The organism is Chryseobacterium sp. X308 (assembly GCF_020733145.1).
GTDB classification, from domain to species: Bacteria; Bacteroidota; Bacteroidia; order Flavobacteriales; family Weeksellaceae; genus Chryseobacterium; species Chryseobacterium cupriresistens.
Genome location: NZ_JAJFZH010000002.1, coordinates 211,972 through 235,231, shown reverse-complemented (window position 1 = coordinate 235,231; position 23,260 = coordinate 211,972). Strand labels below are relative to the sequence as shown.

Annotated in this window: 12 protein-coding genes; all 12 read left to right on the top strand. The window is 40.5% G+C overall.

The genetic code is table 11. The features are described from left to right. Positions 1-7 precede the first annotated feature (7 nt). Complete coding sequence (locus tag LIV57_RS04040; protein ID WP_227941525.1) at positions 8-2,518, top strand: glycosyl hydrolase family 95 catalytic domain-containing protein; 2,511 nt, start codon at positions 8-10, stop codon at positions 2,516-2,518. 11 nt (positions 2,519-2,529) lie between these two features. Beyond that, the gene (locus tag LIV57_RS04035) at positions 2,530-4,248 is read left to right on the top strand and encodes a glycoside hydrolase family 43 protein (protein WP_227941524.1); all 1,719 of its coding nucleotides are present in this window, start codon (positions 2,530-2,532) and stop codon (positions 4,246-4,248) included. Positions 4,249-4,334: 86 nt separating this feature from the next. Then, positions 4,335-5,942, top strand: coding sequence for a glycoside hydrolase 43 family protein (locus tag LIV57_RS04030; protein ID WP_227941523.1), 1,608 nt, complete (start codon positions 4,335-4,337; stop codon positions 5,940-5,942). Positions 5,943-6,286: 344 nt separating this feature from the next. Further along, on the top strand, positions 6,287-8,212 hold the full coding sequence (locus LIV57_RS04025) for an alpha/beta hydrolase-fold protein (RefSeq protein WP_227941522.1): 1,926 nt from the start codon (positions 6,287-6,289) through the stop codon (positions 8,210-8,212). Positions 8,213-8,445: 233 nt separating this feature from the next. Continuing rightward, a complete protein-coding gene (locus LIV57_RS04020) occupies positions 8,446-10,893 on the top strand; it encodes a TIM-barrel domain-containing protein (RefSeq protein WP_227941521.1) in 2,448 nt (815 codons plus the stop codon). 16 nt (positions 10,894-10,909) lie between these two features. After that, on the top strand, positions 10,910-12,283 hold the full coding sequence (locus tag LIV57_RS04015) for a glycoside hydrolase family 43 protein (RefSeq protein WP_227941520.1): 1,374 nt from the start codon (positions 10,910-10,912) through the stop codon (positions 12,281-12,283). A gap of 128 nt (positions 12,284-12,411) precedes the next feature. Next, positions 12,412-14,430 carry an NPCBM/NEW2 domain-containing protein gene (locus tag LIV57_RS04010; RefSeq protein ID WP_227941519.1) on the top strand — a complete coding sequence of 673 codons (2,019 nt, stop codon included), beginning with the start codon at positions 12,412-12,414 and terminating at the stop codon, positions 14,428-14,430. Between the two features lie 13 nt (positions 14,431-14,443). Next, entirely contained in the window at positions 14,444-15,850 is a 1,407-nt protein-coding gene (locus LIV57_RS04005) for a glycoside hydrolase family 43 protein (RefSeq protein WP_227941518.1), read from the top strand. A gap of 168 nt (positions 15,851-16,018) precedes the next feature. Next, on the top strand, positions 16,019-17,395 hold the full coding sequence (locus LIV57_RS04000) for a glycoside hydrolase family 43 protein (RefSeq protein WP_227941517.1): 1,377 nt from the start codon (positions 16,019-16,021) through the stop codon (positions 17,393-17,395). A 2-nt stretch (positions 17,396-17,397) separates the two neighbouring features. Next, entirely contained in the window at positions 17,398-19,335 is a 1,938-nt protein-coding gene (locus LIV57_RS03995) for a glycoside hydrolase family 97 protein (RefSeq protein ID WP_227941516.1), read from the top strand. A gap of 26 nt (positions 19,336-19,361) precedes the next feature. Beyond that, positions 19,362-20,582 (top strand): SGNH/GDSL hydrolase family protein, encoded by a 1,221-nt coding sequence (locus LIV57_RS03990; RefSeq protein ID WP_227941515.1) that lies wholly within the window; start codon positions 19,362-19,364, stop codon positions 20,580-20,582. Positions 20,583-20,598: 16 nt separating this feature from the next. Next, positions 20,599-23,121: a glycosyl hydrolase 115 family protein gene (locus LIV57_RS03985; protein ID WP_227941514.1), complete on the top strand. Its 2,523-nt coding sequence runs from the start codon at positions 20,599-20,601 to the stop codon at positions 23,119-23,121. Positions 23,122-23,260: the final 139 nt, after the last annotated feature.

Genomic DNA, 23,260 nt, shown 5'->3' with positions numbered 1-23,260 from the left:
AGTAAAAATGAAATCCGGACTTTATATAACCATAGGTCTTCTGATCAGTATATTTTCCTTTGCCCAGAAAGGAGGAAAGTATAAGCTGTGGTATGATAAACCCGCAAAACAATGGGTGGAAGCTTTACCCATAGGAAATGGAAATATTGCAGCTATGGTCTATGGAGACCCTTATCGGGAAAAACTTCAGCTGAACGAAGGGACATTCTGGTCCGGAGGCCCTTCCCGGAATGATAATCCGGATGCTCCAAAAGTACTGGATTCCATCCGGTATTATATATTTAACGGAAACTATAAAAGAGCTCAGATCCTTGCGGATAAAGGATTAACAACAAAAACAGTTCACGGCTCAGCATTCCAGAATATTGGCGATTTTATGCTGGATATGGATAACCTTAAGGATATCAGAAATTATTACAGAGAACTGGACATCGAAAAAGCAATCGCAACCACTACATTTACCTCTGGTGGCATTAATTTTAAAAGGGAGGTTTTTGCCTCAATTCCTGATCATGTAATCGTTATTAAATTAAGTTCAGATCACAGGAATGCACTGAACTTTACAGCAAAATTCAACAGCGAACTCAAAAAGGAAGTCAAAGCCATTGATGCCACTACTTTACAGATGGATGGGGTTTCTTCCACATTAGACGGCATTCAGGGGCAGGTGAAGTTCAATGCACTGGCAAAACTCATGACCAAAGGTGGCAAAACCCAGATCTCAGAAGACGGAATTTCAGTAAGCAATGCTCATGAGGTCATGATTCTTATTTCCATAGCCACTAATTTTACAGACTATAAAAATTTAAATACAGACGAAATTGTAAAAAGCAAAAAATATATTGAAGCAGCAGCGAATAAAAATTTCAAAACCCTATTTCAAAGCCATCTGAGTGCTTATCAGAACTATTTCAAAAGAGTAGATCTGGACTTAGGAACCTCTGAAGCTTCGAAAAATCCAACGGATATCAGGATTAAAAATTTTGCAGCGGGTTATGACCCGGAACTTACTTCATTATATTATCAGTTCGGGCGTTATCTCCTGATTTCTTCTTCTCAGCCGGGCGGCCAGCCTGCCAATCTGCAGGGGATCTGGAACAATTCCAACAAACCGGCCTGGGACAGCAAGTATACCATTAACATTAATACGGAAATGAATTACTGGCCGGCAGAAAAGACCAATCTTTCTGAAATGCATGAACCGCTTATCCGGATGATAAAAGATTTGAGTGAAACAGGAAAAGAAACGGCAAAAACAATGTACAACAGCCGTGGCTGGGTAGCGCATCATAATACCGATATCTGGAGAATAACAGGGGTGGTGGATTTTGCCAATGCCGGAATGTGGCCGATGGGCGGAGCCTGGCTTTCACAGCATTTGTGGGAAAAATATTTATACAGCGGAGACAAAAACTATCTGCGAACCATCTATCCTGTTCTGAAATCTGCAGCACAGTTCTATGAAGATTTTCTGATTGAAGAGCCTGCACATCACTGGCTGGTAGCAAGCCCGTCAATGTCTCCCGAAAATATTCCGCAGGGACACCAGGGAAGTGCTCTGGCAGCGGGAAATACAATGGACAATCAGTTGATGTTCGACCTGTTCACCAAGACAAAAAAGGCGGCACAGATTCTCAGTATAGATTCAGACAAAATTCAGGTCTGGAACATTATTATTTCAAAATTACCACCGATGAAAATCGGAAACTATGGACAATTGCAGGAATGGATGGAAGACCTGGACGATTCTAAAGACAACCACAGGCATGTTTCTCATTTGTACGGATTATTTCCTTCCAACCAGATCAGTCCGTTTACTACACCGGAATTGCTGGATGCTTCCAGAACCGTACTCGTTCACCGCGGAGACGTGTCCACAGGCTGGTCAATGGGCTGGAAAGTCAATCTTTGGGCTAAATTATTAGACGGGAATCACGCCAATAAATTAATCAAAGATCAGTTAACGCTGGTAGAAAAAGACGGTTGGGGCAGCAAAGGCGGAACGTATCCGAATCTTTTCGATGCCCATCCGCCATTCCAGATTGATGGAAATTTCGGCTGCACTTCCGGGATTACCGAAATGCTTCTGCAGACTCAAAACGGTTTTATAGACATTCTTCCCGCACTTCCGGTTGAGTGGAAAAACGGCAGCATTTCCGGGCTGAAAGCCTATGGAGGTTTCGAAGTCAGTATTATCTGGGAAAATAATAAAGCTAAAGAAATCACTATAAAATCAGGATTGGGAGGAAACTGCAGAATAAGGCTTCCGAATGAAATGCAGCTTTCCGGAAACACAAAACTGAGAAAAGCAGAAGGTAAAAATCCGAATTCTTTATTTGAAATTCCGGAAACTCCAAAACCGTTGATTTCTGATCAGGCAAAATTGAATCCTGTTGAAATTAAAGCCGATCTTATCTATGATTTCCCTACTGATGCAGGAAAGATATATACATTAAAATGGAGTGATAAAAGCGCTGAAGGACAATCTGAAACTAAATCTATTTACAATAAAAACTAAAAAATCTATATATGAAAAAGAGTCTAATGAATCCTGTTTTTTTAAGAAATAAAACCCATGTTATTGCAGTGGCAGCTTTACTTTCCATCAGTAACATCTCTGCACAGACTTTTTCCGACTTCAACTACCATGGAAACGATAAAATATATAATGACAACCCTCTTAAACCGGACGAGTTTTATTCCCCGATTTTACAGGGCTGTTATCCCGATCCAAGCATCACCAAAAAAGGCGACGATTATTACCTGGTAAACTCTTCTTTCTCAATGTTTCCGGGCGTTCCGATTTTCACGTCTAAAGATCTGGTAAACTGGAAGCAGGTGGGACACGTTTTAGACAGGCCTTCCCAGCTTAAAGTTGAAAATTCGGGCGTTTCGCATGGAATTTATGCACCGGATATCAAATACAATAAGCATAACGATACTTTTTATATGATTACTACTCAGTTTGCAGGTGGTATCGGAAATATGGTCGTAAAAACCAAAGATCCGGCAAAAGGATGGAGCGAAGTTCAGAAACTGAATTTTGATGGTATTGATCCTGCTATTTTCTTTGATGATGATGGAAAAGCTTACATTGTTCATAACGATGCACCACCAAAAGGAACCGAACAATACAACGGTCACCGCGTTATCAAAATGTGGGATTATGATCTGGAAAAAGATCAGGTTGTTGCAGGTTCAGACAGAATTATCGTAAACGGTGGAGTCGACCTTTCTCAAAAACCCATTTGGATTGAAGGTCCGCATTTGTACAAATACAAAGGGAAATATTATCTGATGTGTGCAGAAGGCGGAACCGGAGGCAACCATAGCGAAGTGATTTTTATGGCAGATTCTCCGAAAGGACCGTTTGTTCCTGCTAAAAATAATCCAATTCTTACACAAAGATATTTTCCGAGAGACAGAAAGGAAAAAGTGGATTGGGCAGGTCACGCAGATTTGGTGGAAGGTCCGAACGGACAATGGTATGGTGTATTTTTAGCAATTCGACCGAATGTAAATAACCGTGTTAACAAAGGCCGTGAAACGTTCATCCTTCCTGTAGACTGGAGCGGAACGTATCCTGTTTTCCAAAATGGCCTGGTTCCAATGAAACCAAAATTGAAAATGCCACAAGGCGTTCAGAATCAAACCGGGCAAAACGGATTTTTTCCGAATGGAAACTTTACCTATAACGATAAATTAACCGATAAAAATCTTGATTTCCGATGGATTGCGATGCGCGGACCGCGTGAGAATTTCATTACTGCCACGAAAAATGGCGTAAAAGTGAATCCTATGGAGACTAATATCAAATCGTTGGCTCCGGTTTCGGCATTATTCCACAGATTGCAGCACGAAGACTTTGAAACGTCAGTAACGCTTGATTTCAAACCTAAATCAGAAAAAGAGCTGGCAGGAATTACCTGTTATCAAAGTGAAACATTCAATTATGTTTTCGGAATCACGAAAAAAGATAAAGATTTCTACATCGTATTGGAAAGAACAGAAAAAGGACAATCAAAGCTGATCGCCAGCGAGAAAATTTCATTATCCAAACCTGTTAAACTGCAGGTTGTTGCCGATAAAGATGAACATAGCTTTAATTATTCACTGGATGGCAGGAATTATAAAAACCTTGGCGGACCGGTTTCAGGAGATATCCTTTCTACCGATGTAGCGGGCGGCTTCACAGGAAGCCTTATCGGGCTTTACAGTACATCTTCCAATGATATTATACCGAATTAAGTTAGTATTAGCAATGTCACACTGAGCTTGTCGAAGTGTTCCTTTTAAGACTGAAAAGAATCAAATCGAACCAAAATATCAAAACCTTGAAAATCAAAAAATCTTATATAGTTTCTTTATTGGGATTTATCGGGCTGAATCTTCTTTCAGCCCAGGTAAATCCTTCCGGAAAACAAAGTACTGCATTTACCAATCCCATCATCTGGGCAGATGCACCGGATTTATCCATTACCAGAAACGGAAATGATTTTTACCTGATCAGTACCACCATGCATTTAATGCCCGGAGCTCCGGTAATGCATTCCAGGGATCTGGTACATTGGGAAATGTCCGGCTATGTTTTCGATACTTTGAATGACAACTCGAAATATGATTTATTGAACGGAACTGTTTACGGCAGAGGCCAATGGGCTTCTTCAATCCGCTATCATAAAGGGAAATATTACGTTTTATTCTCTCCGAATGATGAACCTTTCAAATCCTATTTCTATATGACTGATGATCCCGAAAAAGGAAAATGGAAACTCATCACCAGAACACGGCATTTTCATGATGCTTCACTGTTTTTTAATGATGATGAAAAAGTATATGTTTTCACTTCCAACAAAGTTTTTGAACTGAGTCCTGATTTTAAAGAAGTGATCGGAAATCCGGATGGAACTGAGGTATTTCAGAAAGATGCTTCGGAAACCGGACTTCTGGAAGGTAATCAGATCATCAAAAGAAACGGAAAATATTATATGATGATGATATCCTGGCCAAGAAACGGGAAACGCCGCCAGGTCGTCTACAGGGCAGATAAAGTGACAGGCCCTTACGAAAAAAAAGTAATCCTGGAAGATAATTTCTTAGGATTTTCCTATGCAGGACAAGGCGCTTTGATTGATGACAAAAACGGAAACTGGTATTCCCTTATTTTCCAGGACAGAAACGGGGTAGGACGTGTTCCGCTGCTGTTGCCTGTTCAATGGGAAAATGACTGGCCGGTACTGGGGGATAACGGAAAAGTTCCTTTGAAAGGAGAAGTTCCGCTTCCGCTATTCAAACCCAAAAATCATCTGGTGGAAAGCGATGAGTTCTCTGACAAAAAAATGAAAATTCAATGGCAATGGAATCATAATCCGGTGAATGAAGCCTGGTCTTTATCAGAAAGAAAAGGCTTTCTGAGACTGAAAACCAGCAGGGTAGTAGACAATCTGTACGCGGCACCCAATACCTTGACCCAGAGAATGGAAGGTCCAACCTCTTCAGCGGTTGTCGCAATAGACCTTAAAGGAATGAAAGAGGGTGATGTTGCTGGGTTCAGTGCCTTCAACGGAGACTCCGGAATCTTGTCAGTAGTGAAGGAAGGCAAAGAAAAATTCATTGTTTTTTCAACCAATGAAGTGAGCCTGGACAATAAGACAAAAGCCATTACAGCGGTAAAAAAAGAAGAGAAAAAACGGATTCCTCTCAATTCGGATAAGGTTTTTCTCCGTATTGATGCTGATTTTAACCTCGGGAAAGATCTTGCAGACTTTTATTACAGTACTGATCAAAAGAACTGGACGGAAATGGCAAAAGATTACAAAATGATCTTTGATTACCGTAGATTTTTTATGGGTTCGAAATTCGCAGTTTTTAATTATGCCACTAAAAATACCGGAGGATTTGTAGATGTGGACTTTTTCAGAGTCAGTGAAGCTGGAAAATAAAATCAGAACAGATAAAAGTCTGCTGTAAATAGATAGAATTAATGTTAGGTTGTTTAAACTTTATTTAACCACAAAAGTCACAAAGGGTTTCATTCTAAAACACTTGAGTTCACTTAAGTAAGTTTAAAGTGATATCGCAGAAAAGTTCACATAAGATGAAAATCAAAGATTTTCACAAAACTTAGGTGTACTTATTACACATGAAGTTTGGCTCTGAAAAGATTAAAGTGTTTAAAACTTTTGTGCCTTTTGCGGTTAAAAATAATCAATTATAAAACTTTAAAACAGCCTTGCTATTATTTTTTTATCTGGAATAATAAGTGTAAAAAATACAAATAAAAATCATGAATAAATCAGTTATATTGGCTTTAGGACTTGTTTTGTCGGGAATATTTGTTTCCGCACAAACTCTTGATCAGCAGGCGCCGCAGGGTTTCGATGTGGAAAATGCTGCTATTTCCCACGGGAAAATTGACACAATTCAATATTCGTCAAAAACTGTTGGAACAACAAGAAAAGCTTTGGTTTACACACCGCCGGGATTCAAAAAAGGTGAAAAATATCCCGTTCTTTATCTTCTTCACGGAATTGGCGGGGATGAAAAAGAGTGGTTCAACCAGGGAAAACCCAATATTATTCTGGATAATCTGTATGCACAGGGAAAACTGCAGCCGATGATTGTAGTACTTCCCAATGGCCGTGCGATGAAGGATGACAGAGCGACAGGAAATATAATGGCTCAGGATAAAGTGGAAGCTTTTGCAACTTTTGAAAAAGATCTGCTGAATGATCTGATTCCGTTTGTAGAGAAAAAATATCCGGTTAAAAAAGACCGTGAAAACCGTGCTTTGGCAGGTTTGTCAATGGGAGGCGGACAGACACAGAATTTTGCTTTCGGAAACATCGGTAAGTTTGCCTGGCTGGGCGCATTTTCTTCTGCACCCAATACAAAAGAACCCAATAAGCTTTTACCCAATCCACAGGATGCGTTAAAACTGAAGCTGATCTTTATTTCCTGCGGTGATGCAGACGGGCTGATGCCTTTCAGCAAGAGAACCAGCGATTATCTGAGAAAAAATAAAATCCCTCATATCTTTTATATAGAACCGGGCGGCCACGATTTTAAGGTTTGGAAAAATGATTTATACATCTTTTCACAGCTGCTGTTTAAGCCCGTTGACAAAACTAAGTTTGAAGGATTTACCGTTTTGGGAACTCCTGCAGCAACCAATATAAGAAATGCCCAGTATCCTCAAATCCTTCCGGACGGAAGAGTGATGTTCAAAGTGAAGGCACCGGAAGCACAAAAAGTTCAGATTGATTTAGGGAAAAAATATGACCTGAAAAAAGATGCTGACGGCTTTTGGACAGGTATAACTGATCCGCAAAGCGGAAGCTTTCATTATTATTCCCTGCTGATTGATGGGGTTGCGGTTGCTGACCCGTCCAGCAAAACATTCTACGGAATGGGAAGGTATGCCAGTGGAATAGATATTCCTTTCGAAGGAGATGATTTCTATGCATTAAAAGACGTCCCTCATGGAGATATCCGGATTAAAAATTTCTATTCCAAAGTCACCAATTCGTGGAGAAGAGTTTTTATTTACACGCCACCGGGTTACGACCAGAACCCTGCTGAATCTTATCCTGCACTGTATATTTTACATGGTGGAGGTGAAGATGAAAGCGGCTGGGCCAACCAGGGCAAAACCAATCTGATTCTGGATAATCTCATCGCAGAAGGAAAAGCAAAAAAAATGGTCATCATTATGCCGGACGCCAATATCGGACAGGGCGGAATCCGGAACTTTGGAGAGCGCAATCTTCAGATGTTTGAAAAAGAGCTGAAGGAATCCATCATTCCGTTTGCAGAATCCAATTACAGGATAAAAAAAGGTAAAGAAAACCGTGCATTGGCAGGACTTTCCATGGGTGGAATTTATACGCTGTATGCCGGAATTCAGAATTCAGATATGTTTTCTGGTTTGGGAGTTTTCAGCTCAGGATATATGTTGCCGATGCTTCAGGATGTTGCCGATAAACAGTACAAATTTTTAAATGAAAATAAATCTGCTTTTTCATCCAACATCAGAAATTTCTGGATTTCAATGGGTGGAAAAGATGATATTGCTTATGAAAACGGTCAGAAAATGTTGAAAGAACTGGATAAAATAGGAATTAAATATTCTTACACCGATTATCCGGGAGGTCACACATGGCCGGTTTGGAGAAATAGTCTGCATCAGTTTGCCCAGGTACTTTTTAAATAATAAAGTGGCTTAACTTTATAAAACCACAAAAGTCACAAAAGCTTTTATTTAAAGCCACTTGAGTGCGCTTAAGTAAGTTTAAAATGAAACTGCAGAAAAGTTCATATAAGAAGGAATCAAAAAACTTAAGTTTAAAACTTTTGTGTCTTTTGCGGTTAAAAATAATGAATATAAAAGTTGCAACAGCTTCAATGTTTTAAGGTAATGATATAATAATTCAAATTTAAAATAAAATGAGCTTTACAAAGATGAACATCAAAACTTCCATTATTACGATCATCATGTTTTCCGGAATGGTAAATGTCAGTGCACAGTCTTATCAGAAAACAGATTCAGGATTGAAGTTTTCTGCTGATCATATGAATGTTGAAGTGAAATTTTATGGAGAAAATACGATCAGGATTATTAAATATCCCGCAGGCAGATTATTTGTCAAAAATAGTTTGTCGGTCATTAAGCAGGAGCAGAAAATCAAATTCTCAGTTTCAGAAAAAAATAATGTTATTTCATTAAAAACAAATGACCTCCTGCTTTCTATTAATACTAAAAATGGAGTGATCACTTATACATTACCATCCGGAAAGGAGCTTTTGAAAGAAACCGCAAATGACTTCAAGCCATTCAATGATGCCGGAACGCAGACCTATTCCGTAAGACAGGATTTTCAGCTTGAAAAAGACGAACCTGTTTACGGTCTGGGAATTCTGCAAAATGAAAAAATGTCCCAGCGGAATACCGATGTAAAAATGATTCAGAATAACACCTGGGATTTTGTGCCTTTTTTCCAGTCTGTAAAAGGATATGGTGTTTTTTGGGATAACTATTCACCAACTCAATTTACCGATACACCTCAGAAAACCTCTTTCTCATCTGAAGTGGGAGATGGTATAGATTATTATTTTATCTATGGAAAAAATGCCGATGGAGTAGTGGCCGGAATGCGTGACCTTACAGGAAATGTACCCATGCTTCCTTTATGGACATATGGCTACTGGCAAAGCAAAGAACGTTATAAAAGCCAGAATGAACTGACAGAGGTGGTTAAAAAATACCGTGATCTGAAAGTTCCTTTAGACGGAATCATACAGGATTGGCAATACTGGGGAAATAATTACCAATGGAACGCGATGGATTTCATAAGCCCTGATTTTCCGGATGCTAAAAAAATGGTACAGGAGATCCATGATATGAATGCCCATCTTTCGGTTTCCATCTGGTCATCATTCGGGCCAATGACCAAACAGTACCGTGAAATGGATCCAAAGGGTATGCTTTTCAACATCAGTACCTGGCCGGAATCAGGCCGTGATGTCTGGCCTCCGGATATGAATTATCCTTCCGGTGTCCGTGTTTATGATGCGTACAACCCTGAAGCCAGAAATATATATTGGAAATACCTGAACAAAGGCGTTTTCAGCCTGGGAGTGGATTCCTGGTGGATGGACTCAACAGAACCCGATCATCTCAGCCAGAAAGCGGAAGATCTGGACACTAAAACCTATCTTGGCTCATTCAGAAAAGTAAGAAACGCCTATCCGCTGATGACGGTAGGCGGTGTTTATGACCATCAGCGTGAAGCTACTAGTGATAAAAGGGTTTTTATCTTAACAAGATCAGCGTTTGCAGGCCAGCAGCGATATGCAGCCAATACCTGGTCCGGCGATGTCAATTCTTCCTGGGAAACATTACGCAAACAGGTACCGGCAGGATTGAATTTCAGCCTTACCGGAAATCCGAATTTCAATTCCGATATCGGAGGTTTCTTTGCTGGTGTGTATAAAAGAAATGGAGGTCCAAAAAATCCAATGTTCCAGGAACTGTATGTCCGATGGCTGCAGTATGGAACCTTTACCCCGATGATGCGTTCGCATGGAACTGATGTTGCGAGAGAAATTTATCAGTTTGGGAATAAAGGAGACGTTGTTTATGATGCCATAGAAAAATTCATCAGACTGCGTTACAGTATGTTACCGTATATCTATTCTGTTTCCCATAATGTTTCAAAAAACGGGTCCAGCTTTATGAGAGCTCTTTCCATGGATTTTCCTTCAGACAAAAAAACATGGGATATGAATAATGAATATCTTTTTGGAAAATCATTGTTGGTGGCGCCGGTTCTCAATGCCCAATATACTCCTGAAAAGACAGTTAAAACCGATGAAAATGAAGGCTGGAATAAAACCGACGGCAATAAGGATAATTCAGTTACCAACATAGATTTTAGCCAAAATAAAACCGTTAAAGTTTATCTCCCGGAAGGAACGGATTGGTTCGACTTCTGGACCAATGAAAAACAGAGCGGAGGAAAGGAAATTCAGAAATCTGTTAATCTTCAGAGTATTCCTTTGTATGCAAAAGCAGGAACTATCATTCCGTTGGGGCCTGATGTACAATATGCCACTGAAAAAAAATGGGATCATCTTACCATAAAAGTTTATCCGGGAAGCGATACTGATTTTATTTTATACGAAGACGAATTCGATAACTATAATTATGAAAAAGGAGCCTATACGGAAATACCTTTTCACTGGAACGAAAAATCAAAAACACTGACAATAGATTCCCGAAAGGGGAAGTACCAAGGAATGATTGAGACAAGAAGTTTTACTCTGATTCTTCCTGATGGCCGACAGAAAACGGTAAATTATTCAGGGCAAAAAACAGATATTCATTTTAAATAAACTTAAAATATTGAATATGAAAAATTTAAGTTTAATAATAGCATTAGGGTTTTTCCAGGTTTATTTTGGCCAAAATCCGATTATCCAAACCAAATATACTGCCGACCCGGCACCGATGGTTTATAAGGATACGGTTTATCTTTATACGAGCCATGATGAGGACGATGCTTTCGGATTCAAAATGAAAGACTGGTTACTATACACTTCCACAGATATGGTCAATTGGACAGACCACGGTGTAGTGGCTTCGCTCAAAGATTTTAAATGGGTAAATACCGACAATGGTGCCTGGGCACCACAGGTTGTAGAAAGAAAAGGAAAATTCTATATGTATTGTCCAATGCCGAACAATATGGGGATCGGGGTTTTAGTGGCCGACAGTCCGTATGGTCCATTCAAAGATCCCATAGGAAAGCCTTTGGTGAAAAATTCAGGTGATGATATAGATCCAACCGTTCTGATTGACGACGACGGACAGGCGTATCTTTATTGGGGGAACCCTAATCTTTGGTACGTTAAGCTGAACGAAGATATGATTTCCGTAAATGGAGATATCATAAAAGATCCTTCAATAGCTAAAGTGAAAGGTTCTCCGGATCCGTTTCATTACCAGGAAGGACCTTGGGTCTGGAAGAAAAAGAACAATTATTATCTGGCTTATGCATCAACCTGCTGTCCTGAAGGAATCGGCTACGCAATGGGAAAATCTTCAACCGGACCCTGGGAATTCAAAGGAATGATTATGGACAGTGACAAACGTTCCAACGGAAACCATCCGGGAATTATTGATTATAAAGGGAAAACTTATGTTTTCGGATTCAATTATAATATCGGGAAACAGACGATGAGCAAACATTACGAACGCCGTTCGGTTTGTGTAAGCGAAATGAAATACAATGCTGACGGGACTATCCGGAAATTACCTTTCTGGGACCCTGAGGGCGTGCAAAGAATTGCTACCCTCAATCCCTACAATAAAGTAGAAGCAGAAACTATCGCATTTAGTGAAGGTTTGAAAACCGAGAAAATGACCGAGTGGGAAAGAAATAATCCTTATGATACGGGCAAAAAAATCACCGATAGAATGGTGGTTTCATCCATCAATAATGGAGATTATCTAAAGGTTCAGGGTGTGGATTTTTCTAAAGGAGCTCAATCGATAGAAGTTTCAGTAGCAGCATTGTATGGAGGAAATATAGAAATTCATGCTGATGCGGTCGACGGGCCGGTTTTAGGAATTGTAAAAGTAACAGAAAAAGCAGAAGGCGACATTTTCAAAACCATTAAAACACCTGTTAAAACTTTTACAGGTATTCATGATCTGTACTTCGTATTCAGAGGAGATAGAGATCTTTTCTATTTCGATTGGTGGAAGTTTAATGAAAATTAAAGCTGGATTCAGGAATATCAATAGGAATGGGCTTTAGCCCATTTTATAAAGAAAGAATACGATTGGCTTTAGCCAAAACTTAAGTCATTGTTATGAGTTATATTAATATATCAGTTACAATTTTAAAAATGTTCAGATTTAAAGTCTTTATTTTCAGTTTTTTAATTGCCGGATACTGTTTAAATGCACAGTCAACCGTTTGGCTGGATAAGTTAGATTTGAGTGTGGCCACTCAGGGGCACGGAAAGCCGGGAGTTAATACTTCTGTAGACGGAAAAAAACTGACCATTGCCGGAGAAACATTTGACAGAGGTTTTGGAACACACGCTGAAAGTTCCTTACTGATTAAATTAGATGGTAAAGTCAAAAAATTCTCAGCCTTGGTAGGAATAGATGATGAAATCAAAGGACAGAATCCTGCTGTGGAATTTGAAATTTACGGAGACCATAAAAAGCTCTGGTCCAGCGGCGTTATGCACCTGGGAGACAAGGCAAAGCCGGTTTCTGTTTCATTGGTGGGGATTAAGCAATTGGAACTCGTAGTTACCGATGGCGGAAACGGTCCTTATTATGATCATGCCGACTGGGTCAATGCCAAATTTGAACCAACGGGAGCTTCTACCTTACAGACATTTAATCCTGTTGCTTCGGAACCTTACATTTTAACACCTGCACCTGCAGCTTTTCCCCGTATCAATTCCCCTGGAGTTTATGGAGTCCGCCCCGGTTCGCCATTGCTGTTCAGGATTCCGGCAACAGGGGAAAGACCGATGACTTTCTCAGCAAAAAATCTTCCCGACGGTTTAAAAATCGATGCTCAAACCGGAATTATTACCGGAAAAATAGAAACAAAAGGCAATTATGAAGTTGTATTGACTGCCGAGAATGCAAAAGGTTCAGCTTCAAAAAAATTAAAAATAGAATGTGGAGACAGAATAGCCCTCACGCCTACAATGGGCTGGAATAGCTGGAACTGCTTCGGTCATGAAGTTTCTGCCGACAAAGTGAAGCGTGCTGCAGATGCCCTTATAAAGTCAGGACTGATCAATCACGGATGGAATTATATCAATATCGATGATTCCTGGCAGTATAACAGGGATGGAAAAGACCCTTCATTCCAGGGAAAAATGCGTGATGAAAATGGTTATATCCTGACCAATTCCAAATTTCCGGATATGAAAGGCCTTGCAGACTACATGCATAACAATGGCTTGAAAATGGGAATTTATTCTTCCCCCGGTCCATGGACCTGTGGCGGATGTGCCGGAAGCTACGGTTACGAAAAACAGGATGCTGAAAGCTATACCAAATGGGGCGTTGATTACCTGAAATACGACTGGTGTAGCTATGGCGGAGTAATTGACGGGCTGCCGGATAATGATCCCGATAAAATTCCTTCTCTTGCTTTTCAAGGAGGCGGAGATTTGGATAAAGGCGTGAAACCATTCAGACTGATGGGAAGCCTTTTGAAGCAGCAGCCGAGAGACATCGTGTACAACCTCTGCCAATATGGAATGGGTGATGTGTGGAAGTGGGGTGATGAGGTCAATGCACAATCCTGGCGTACCACCAACGATATTACAGATACCTGGTCAAGCGTAAAGAATATTGCCCTTGCTCAGGACAAGGCAGCTCCTTTTGCGAAACCCGGAAACCGGAACGATCCGGATATGCTGGTTGTTGGCGTTGTCGGTTGGGGAAATCCACATCAGAGCCGGTTGAAGCCTGATGAACAGTATCTTCATATGAGTCTGTGGAGCATTTTTTCAGCCCCGTTGCTGATTGGCTGTGACCTTGAGAAACTGGATGATTTTACCTTAAACCTTCTGACGAATGATGAGGTTATCGCGGTCAATCAGGATGCTTTGGGAAAACAGGGCGTTTGCTTGCAGACCATCGGCGAACTCAGAATTTATGTCAAAGAACTGGAAGACGGAAGCAAAGCGGTAGCTTTTGCCAATTTCGGAAGAGAAAAAGTAAAGCTGTCATATCAAGATTTCAAAAAATTAGGAATTTCCGGAGTTCAGACGGTGCGAGACCTTTGGAGACAGAAGAATATTGCAGAAATCAACACAGACAAAAAAAGTCTTCCATTGGATATTCCGGCGCATGGTGTTGCTTATTATAAATTCATTTCACTCAAATAATTAAGATTAAGATATGAATCAACGAAACTTAAAATATATCACACTTTCTTTTCTGTTGGCAGGGATTGGTATTTCTGCGCAGAATCCGGTTATTCAGACTCATTTTACACCAGATCCGGCTCCCATGGTCTATAAAGGGAAAATGTATGTTTATACAGGGGATGATCAGCCGGGATTTGATTTTTATACAATGACCAAATGGCGGGTGTATTCCACGGAAGATATGGTCAATTATACAGACCATGGTTCGCCTATTTCTTTAGAGTCTTTCAGCTGGGCGCGGGACAGAGCCTGGGCAGCACAGTGTATTGAAAGAAACGGTAAATTCTACTGGTATATCTGTGTACAGACCGTTGACAACAATATGGCTATTGGGGTTGCGGTGTCTGACAGTCCTACAGGGCCTTTCAGAGATGCTTTGGGAAAACCTCTGATTTCAACCGGAACCTGGGATAATATTGACCCGACGGTTTTTATAGATGATGACGGACAGGCTTATCTGTATTGGGGAAACAGTAAATTATTTTATGTGAAACTCAATAAAGATATGACTTCCTACCAGGGGAAAATCACAGAAATTCCACAATCAGTGGAAGCTTTCGGCGGGCTGAGACGTCCCGGGAAAAGTGATGAGGTTCTGCAAAAGCAGGAAAAATTTGATGATGTATATGTAGAAGGACCATGGCTTTACAAGCGAAACAATCAATATTATATGATGTACGCCGGAATGACCGGAAGAACAGAATGTTTATCCTATTCAACCAGCCCATCGCCAACCGGGCCGTGGAAATATCAGGGAAAAATAATGACCGACCAGCCGACCAACAGCTTTACCAACCATGGCGGAATTATTGATTTCAAAGGAAAGTCCTACCTGTTTTACCATACCGGATTATTGCCGGCCGGAGGAAGCTATGGACGTTCAACTGCTGTAGAAGAATTCAGATATAATGCTGACGGGACTATTCCGAAGATTATAATGACCAAAGAAGGTGTAGCTCCGGCTGGAACCTTAAATCCATATCAGAGAACCGAAGCCGAAACTATGGCATGGTCGGAAAAATGCAGCACTTCCGAAAACAAAAAAACCGGAGTGTATGTCTCTGATGCCAGAACCGGAGGCTATATCAAAGTACGTTCGGTGGATTTTGAAAAAGGGGCTTCTGCATTTTCAGCTTCCGTTGCAGCAGGAATCGATGGTGGTATTCTGGAAGTTCATCTGGATGATGTTAAAGGACCGAAAATAGCCCAGATTGAGATTCCGAGAACCGGTGGCTGGGAAGAGTTCAAAACCCTGACCTCAAAAATTTCAGAATCCGTTTCTGGTGTTCACAATGTATATTTTGTGTTCCAGGGGAAAAATATTACGGCAGGAAGAAAGTTATTTAATTTCGATTACTGGAGCTTCCAGAAAAAATAAGATAAAAATTCCCCTCCTTTGGAGGGGTGGCAAAAAATCAAAGATTTTTTGACGGGGTGGTTAAAATGGCTATAGCAATATGAGAAACCAAATTTCGAAAACCTTAATAATTCAACCATTTAGCTTCTACAGGCGATAGCAGCCTTAGTGCTCAAATAAAAGTTAAATATGAAAAAAACAATAAAGGCAATACTTAATCTCTGTTTAACAGGATATTCGGGAATATTATTTTCTCAGAACCCTATTATTCAGACCAATTATACTGCAGATCCGGCACCCATGGTGTACAATGACAGGCTGTATGTGTATACCACACACGATGAGGATGATTCCACCTGGTTTACCATGAACGACTGGAAAGTGTATTCCACCAACGATATGGTGAACTGGACAGATTACGGAACAATTCTCTCGTATAAAGATTTCGACTGGGCGAAACGCGATGCTTGGGCCGCACAATGTGTAGAAAGAAACGGAAAGTTTTTTTTATACGTTCCGATGTGGTCCAAAACCAATAACAAAGGCGCTATAGGGGTTGCTGTTGGCGACAGTCCGTTGGGGCCTTTTCATGATCCGCTGGGAAAACCTCTTGTTCAGAGCGAATGGGGAGATATTGATCCAACCGTTTTTGTGGATGATGACGGACAGGCCCATATGTACTGGGGAAATCCTAAGCTTAAATACGTAAAGCTGAATGAAGATATGATCTCCTATTCCGGGAATATTACAGAAGTTCCGATGACCGAAGAATCATTTGGAAAAAGGGATGGCAAACCTAACCCGGAAAGACCTACAAAATACGAAGAAGGCCCATGGCTGTACAAAAGAAAAAACCTGTATTATCTTTTCTGGCCGGGCGGTCCGCTTCCTGAATTCATAGGATATTCTACAGGTAAAACAGCACAGGGCCCCTGGAAATATGGAGGAATTGTGATGCCTACAGAAGGGAAGTCATTCACCAATCATCCCGGTGTTATTGATTTCCGCGGGAAAACGTATTTCTTTTATCACAATGGGGCATTGCCGGGCGGAAGCGGGTTTACAAGATCGGTAAGTCTGGAAGAGCTTACATTCAATAAAGACGGTTCTATTTCGCCATTTAAAATGACTAATGGAATTACAAAAGCTATCGCAGCAGTTAATCCTTATTCATTCAATCAGGCAGAAATGATTGCTTGGTCGGAAAATGTAAAATCATATCAGAATAAAGAGGCTGGTGTTTTCATCAAAGCAAAGAAAAATGGAGCGTATACCAGTGTAAAGAATGTGGATTTCCGGAAAAAAGGAGCTAGTGCTTTCTCTGCAAGAGTAGGAACTACCCATAACAGTGAAGTAACAATGACCATTCATCTGGATGCTGTGAACGGACCGGTTGCCGCAACGGTAAAGGTTCCGATGACTGGTGGAGATGACCGCTGGGAAACCGTAAAAGTTCAGATGGCTGAAAAAATTACCGGTATTCATGATCTGTACTTTGTATTCAATGGAAAAGCCTCAACAGATATTATGTATTTCGATTACTGGACCTTTCTTGAAAATAATTAATTATGAGAAAAAAAGTTTTATATATCGTATTCAGCCTGTTTCTGATCAGCAAAAGCTTTGCGCAGGTAGCAGAGATTTCAAGTCCGGATGGACACCTGAAGCTTCAGGTTTTTTCAGAAGAGGGAAAAGCCTTGTATAATGTTATCCTTCAGGGAAAAACAATGCTTGAAAAATCCCCGCTGGGTTTGGTAACCAATGAGTCCGATTTTTCAAAGAATCTGAAATTTACCGACAGCAAAAAAGATATCATTTCTAAGAAATATACGAACGAAAAAATCAAAAAATCTGAGATTGATTACAAAGCCAATACTTTATCGGTTAATTTCATCAATACAGATCAGCATGAAATAGGCATTGAATTTCAGGTGAGCAACAACAATATTGCTTTCCGCTATAATATTCCACCGATGAAAGAGCGGCTGAGTGTTGTGGTACAGTCAGAAACCACAGGGTACAGATTCCCGTCACAGACGACTACTTTTCTTTCACCTATGATGAAGCCGATGACGGGATTTGCCCGCACAGCGCCAAGTTATGAAAGTGGTTATAAAGCTGATGCTGAGCTGGGAATACCATCCGATTACGGATACGTTTTCCCTGGTCTTTTCCATATCGGAAATGAAGGCTGGGTATTACTTTCCGAGACTGGAGTGAACAGTTCGTATTGTGCTTCACACCTTGAAACCACAGCAGAAAAAAGCCTTTACAAAGTAGCATATCCGAATATTGCTGAAAATAACGGCTTCGGAAGTACCGGAGCAGCTGTTTCACTTCCCGGAAAAACACCGTGGAGAACGATTACAGTGGGGAATTCTTTGAAACCTATTGTGGAGACCACGATTCCTTTTGATGTCGTAGAGCCGTTGTATGAGCCATCACAGAAGTATCAGTTTGGAAAATCTACCTGGAGCTGGATTCTGTGGCAGGATAACAGTATGAATTATGATGATCAGGTGAAATTCATAGACCTTGCTGCTGCGCTGAAATATCAGTTTATTCTTATGGATGCGCTTTGGGATAAAAATATAGGTAAAGATCGCATGAAAGAGCTTATTCAATATGCAAAATCGAAAAATGTCGGCGTATTACTCTGGTATAATTCCAACGGTGCTGCGAATGATGCACCCATGGGACCTAGAAATAAAATGAGCTCATCCATTGAACGGAAAAAGGAAATGAAATGGCTGAAAGAAGCAGGCGTAAAAGGACTGAAAGTGGATTTCTTCGGAGGAGACAAACAGGAAACCATGCGTCTTTACGAAGATATTCTGTCAGATGCCAATAATTTTGGACTAACCATTATTTTCCATGGAGCTACTTTACCGAGAGGCTGGGAAGTAATGTACCCGAATTATGCAGGAAGCGAAGCCGTTCTTGCCTCAGAAATGCTCTATTTCTCAGAAGATGTACGCAGGCAGGAAGCTTTTTTTGCCACGCTTCATCCTTTCATCAGAAATACAGTGGGAAGCATGGAGTTTGGCGGAACTTTCCTCAACAAATATTTAACAAAATCCAACAGGGATAAAAATAAAAGGCATACTACTGACGGCTTTCAGCTGGCTACGGCAGTATTGTTTCAGAATCCCGTTCAGATGTTTGGCATCATGCCGAATAATCTGACCGATGCTCCGGAATTTCAGCTCAGCTTTATGAAAGAAGTTCCAACACTTTGGGATGAAACAGTTTTCATAGACGGCTATCCCGGGAAATATGCCGTGGTTGCGAGAAGACATGAGGATCAATGGTATGTTGCTGGTGTAAATGCTGAAAAACAATCCCAAAAACTGAAAATAAAGCTTCCGATGTTTGCAGGGAAAACAGTTAGATTCATTAATGATGATGCGCAGGGAAATTCGTCAGAAAAAGAACTAAAAATGAATGCAAAAGGTGATTTTACTATTGAAATTCAGCCGAACGGAGGATTTGTAGTAAGAAATTAGAGATTAATAAAATAAAAAAAGGAAAAATGCGCTTCAAAAACTTATACCTCTTCATCATTTCGGGATTTTTGATTTCCTGCTCTTCCTCACAGAGTCTGGAAAAGCAGTCTTCCAAAGACGGCTGGCTTACCACTTGGGTAACAGCTCCCCAATTGGTGGAACCCAAAAACCTTCCGCCGGAACCGGGACTTTCGGGGAACACCCTGCGTCAGATTGTGCGTGTATCTGTAGGTGGGAAAAAACTGCGGTTACGTTTCTCCAACAAATATTCTGTAGACAGCCTTGCAGTAAAAACAGTTTCTATTGCCGTGCCATCCGATAGCAGCAATGTGGATGCAGCCACTATCAGGACATTAACGTTTGAGAAGAAAAACAATTTTAAAATTGCTCCCGGATCTGATATTTATTCTGATGAAGTGAACTTTAATCTGAAGCCTAATTCGTTGCTGGCCATTACCATTTCCTATGGAAAAGTAACCCAATCTGTCACCGGACATCCGGGTTCAAGAACAACCTCTTTTATTGTAAAAGGTGAGCAGGCCAATGCTTCAGTATTTAAAAATCCTGTAAAAACAGATCATTGGTATTCACTTTTTAACATTGATGTAAAGACCGGTGAACCTTCGTATGCGGTGGCTATTATGGGAAATTCCATTACCGACGGAAGAGGATCGGGAACCAACAGACAGAATCGCTGGCCGGATATTTTTTCTCAGCAATTACTGGCAAATCCTTCTACCAGGAATGTAAGTGTCCTTAATTTCGGAATTGGTGGAAATTGCGTAGTGCGTGGCGGTTTGGGTCCTACAGCATTAGACCGTTTCGATTATAACATCCTCAATCAGCAGGGCGTAAAATGGCTGATCATTCTGGAAGGAGTGAATGATCTGGGAGGAACAAGAGATCCTGATGACGCTTCCAAAAGAACAGAAGAACTGATTGCCGCTTACCAGGTGATGATCGATAAGGCACATGCTAATGGGATCAAAGTGTACGGAGCAACGATTCTTCCTTTCGGAAAGTCATTCTACGACAAACCTTTCCGTATCGAGGCCTGGAAAAAAGTAAACGATTGGATCAGGAACAGCGGGAAGTTTGATGCCGTCATAGATTTTGCAAAACAAATGCAAAGTGAAAATCCGGAAGTCATCTTAAACGATATGCACGACCATGATTTTCTTCATCCCAATGAGGCTGGCTACAGAAGAATGGGAGAATTTGTGGATCTGAACTTATTTAAAAATTAAATCAAAAAGATATAGTATGAATTTTACAAAAAACATTTCGTTGTTTCTTACGTTGTTGTTTATATTTTTTGTAAAAGCAACCGAACCATTTATTTCTTTTGCTAAGACAGAAAATTCGATGGTATTGAAAGAGCGCAATTCAGGTTTGATGCTTTTTTCAGACAGTGATTCGGATAAAGGAATTTTGCGCGCTGTTGCGAATCTTCAATCTGATTTTCAAAAAGTAACCGGTGTCCAGCCTGAGCTTATTTCACAAAATTCCGGTATGAACGGAATGGTCATCATTATTGGTGAAGCAGGTAAAAGCAAAACCATTGATGTTTTGATCAGACAAAAAAAGCTGGATGGAAAAGCATTAACAGGGAAAAGAGAAAAATATATCATTCAGAATGTCAGTAATCCTTTTCCGGGTGTTTCTGAAGCCATTGTGATTGCAGGAAGTGATAAAAGGGGAACGATTTACGGAATTTATGAAATATCTCAGCAGATAGGTGTTTCACCATGGCATTATTGGGCAGATGTTCCGGTTGAGAAAAAAGAAAATGTATACTTTAAAAAAGGAATTTACACAGACGGAGAGCCTGCTGTAGAATATCGTGGTATTTTCCTTAACGATGAAGAGCCTTCGTTGGGAGGATGGGCCAGAGCAACATTTGGCGGAGTAAACAGTAAGTTTTATGAGAAAGTTTTTGAGTTGATCCTGCGTCTTAAAGGAAATTACATCTGGCCGGCAATGTGGGGAAAAGCATTTTATGACGATGATCCTCTGAGCGGGCCGTTAGCGAACGAAATGGGTATTGTCATGGGAACTTCCCACCATGAGCCTATGGCTTTGGCACAAACTGACTGGCACAGGTATATTAAAAAAAATAACCTCCCGAATGTCTGGGATTATGCTAAAAATGCAGAAGTTTTACAAAAATTCTGGAGATCCGGACTCGAAAGAAGCAAGAACTGGGAAAAGCTTGTTACAGTGGGAATGCGCGGTGATGGTGATGAAGCGATGGGAGAGGGAACCAATATTTCCCTGCTAGAGAAAATTGTAAAAGACCAGCGCAAAATCATCACTGAGGTTACCGGGAAAAAGGCTGAGAAAACGCCTCAGGTCTGGGCATTGTATAAAGAAGTTCAGGACTATTATGATAAAGGAATGAGGGTTCCGGATGACGTGATCCTGCTGTTCTGTGATGATAACTGGGGAAATGTAAGAAAGCTCCCTGATCTTTCAAAACCTTTGCATAAAGGCGGCTATGGAATTTATTATCACTTCGATTATGTAGGCGGCCCGAGAAATTCCAAATGGATCAACATAAGCCCCATCCAGAGAGTATGGGAACAGATGAATCTTTCTTATGAACATAAAGTAGATAAGCTTTGGGTAGTGAATGTGGGAGATTTAAAACCCATGGAGTTTCCAATCAGCTTTTTCCTGGAAATGGCCTGGAATCCAAAGCAGTTTAATGCCAAAAACCTTTTGGAATATACTGAGAAATGGGCTGCTCAGCAGTTTGGTGAAAAACACGCAAAAGAAATTGCCAGGATGATTAACCTGTATGCCAAATACAACAGAAGAGTAACCCCTGAAACGCTTGACAGCAGAACGTACAGCCTTCAGAATTACCATGAATTTGAAACGGTTTTAAATGATTACAGAGCATTGGCTGTAGAAGCTTTACGGTTAAAAGAACAGATTCCGACACAATATCAGGATACGTATTATCAGTTGGTTTTATACCCGATTGATGCGTGCAGCAATTTATACGAAATGTATTATGCGCTGGCAAAAAACAGGGAACTGGCAGCAAAAAAAGATCCTGAAGCCAATTTCTATGCAGATAAAGCGAAGGCATGTTTTGAAAGAAATGCTTATCTGGATAATCAATACAACAATGTGATAGCCGGCGGGAAATGGAAACATATGATGGATCAGATGAGGATAGGATATATAAGCTGGGCAGACGGAAAAGAAAATATAATGCCTGAAGTGACCTATATTTCTGACGCTGAGGTTCCCAAAGAAAAGGTATTTCAGGAGAAAAACGGCTATGTTTCCATTGAAGCAGAAAATTTTGCAAGAATGAGCAATTCTGACCGAATCCATTGGGAAGTGATTCCTGATTTTGGAAAAACAAAGTCGGGAGTGACAACCTTTCCGCAGAATGCATATCCTAAAAGCGATGAAAATATCTGGCTGGAATATGATATCAATTTTGAATCAAAAGGTGAGTTTGAAGTCCAGCTATTATTAGCCCCGACTTTAAATTTTAATCATAATAAAGGACTTCGCTATGAAATTTCTTTTGACAATGAAACTCCGCAAATTGTCAACTTCAATGGCCATTACAAAGGAGAATTGGGAAGATGGCAGTCAGAACATATTATTAAATCCGTTACAAAACATTCGGTTCAGCAGGCTGGAAAACATACATTACGTTTCAGAGTGCTGGAACCCGGCATTGTCCTTGAAAAGATACTGATCAACACCGGAGGCTTAAAATCCTCTTACCTGGGCGCTCCCGAAAGCGAAATGCTTGACTGATTGGCCCAATACTCATCACAAACAACACTTTAATTATGAAACACTAATCTTAATTCACATTCCAATCTGAAATACAGTTCCCTCACAGAGAATGAAGAGAAAGAACAGCGAATGATTTTGTAAGCAACTTTATTTAACA

Bases quoted from the DNA above. Each gene is read 5' to 3' on its own strand.
- LIV57_RS04040 (WP_227941525.1), top strand. From the start codon at position 8: ATGAAATCCGGACTTTATATAACCATAGGTCTTCTGATCAGTATATTT.
- LIV57_RS04035 (WP_227941524.1), top strand. From the start codon at position 2,530: ATGAAAAAGAGTCTAATGAATCCTGTTTTTTTAAGAAATAAAACCCAT.
- LIV57_RS04025 (WP_227941522.1), top strand. From the start codon at position 6,287: ATGAATAAATCAGTTATATTGGCTTTAGGACTTGTTTTGTCGGGAATA.
- LIV57_RS04020 (WP_227941521.1), top strand. From the start codon at position 8,446: ATGAGCTTTACAAAGATGAACATCAAAACTTCCATTATTACGATCATC.
- LIV57_RS04015 (WP_227941520.1), top strand. From the start codon at position 10,910: ATGAAAAATTTAAGTTTAATAATAGCATTAGGGTTTTTCCAGGTTTAT.
- LIV57_RS04010 (WP_227941519.1), top strand. From the start codon at position 12,412: ATGTTCAGATTTAAAGTCTTTATTTTCAGTTTTTTAATTGCCGGATAC.
- LIV57_RS04005 (WP_227941518.1), top strand. From the start codon at position 14,444: ATGAATCAACGAAACTTAAAATATATCACACTTTCTTTTCTGTTGGCA.
- LIV57_RS04000 (WP_227941517.1), top strand. From the start codon at position 16,019: ATGAAAAAAACAATAAAGGCAATACTTAATCTCTGTTTAACAGGATAT.
- LIV57_RS03995 (WP_227941516.1), top strand. From the start codon at position 17,398: ATGAGAAAAAAAGTTTTATATATCGTATTCAGCCTGTTTCTGATCAGC.
- LIV57_RS03990 (WP_227941515.1), top strand. From the start codon at position 19,362: ATGCGCTTCAAAAACTTATACCTCTTCATCATTTCGGGATTTTTGATT.
- LIV57_RS03985 (WP_227941514.1), top strand. From the start codon at position 20,599: ATGAATTTTACAAAAAACATTTCGTTGTTTCTTACGTTGTTGTTTATA.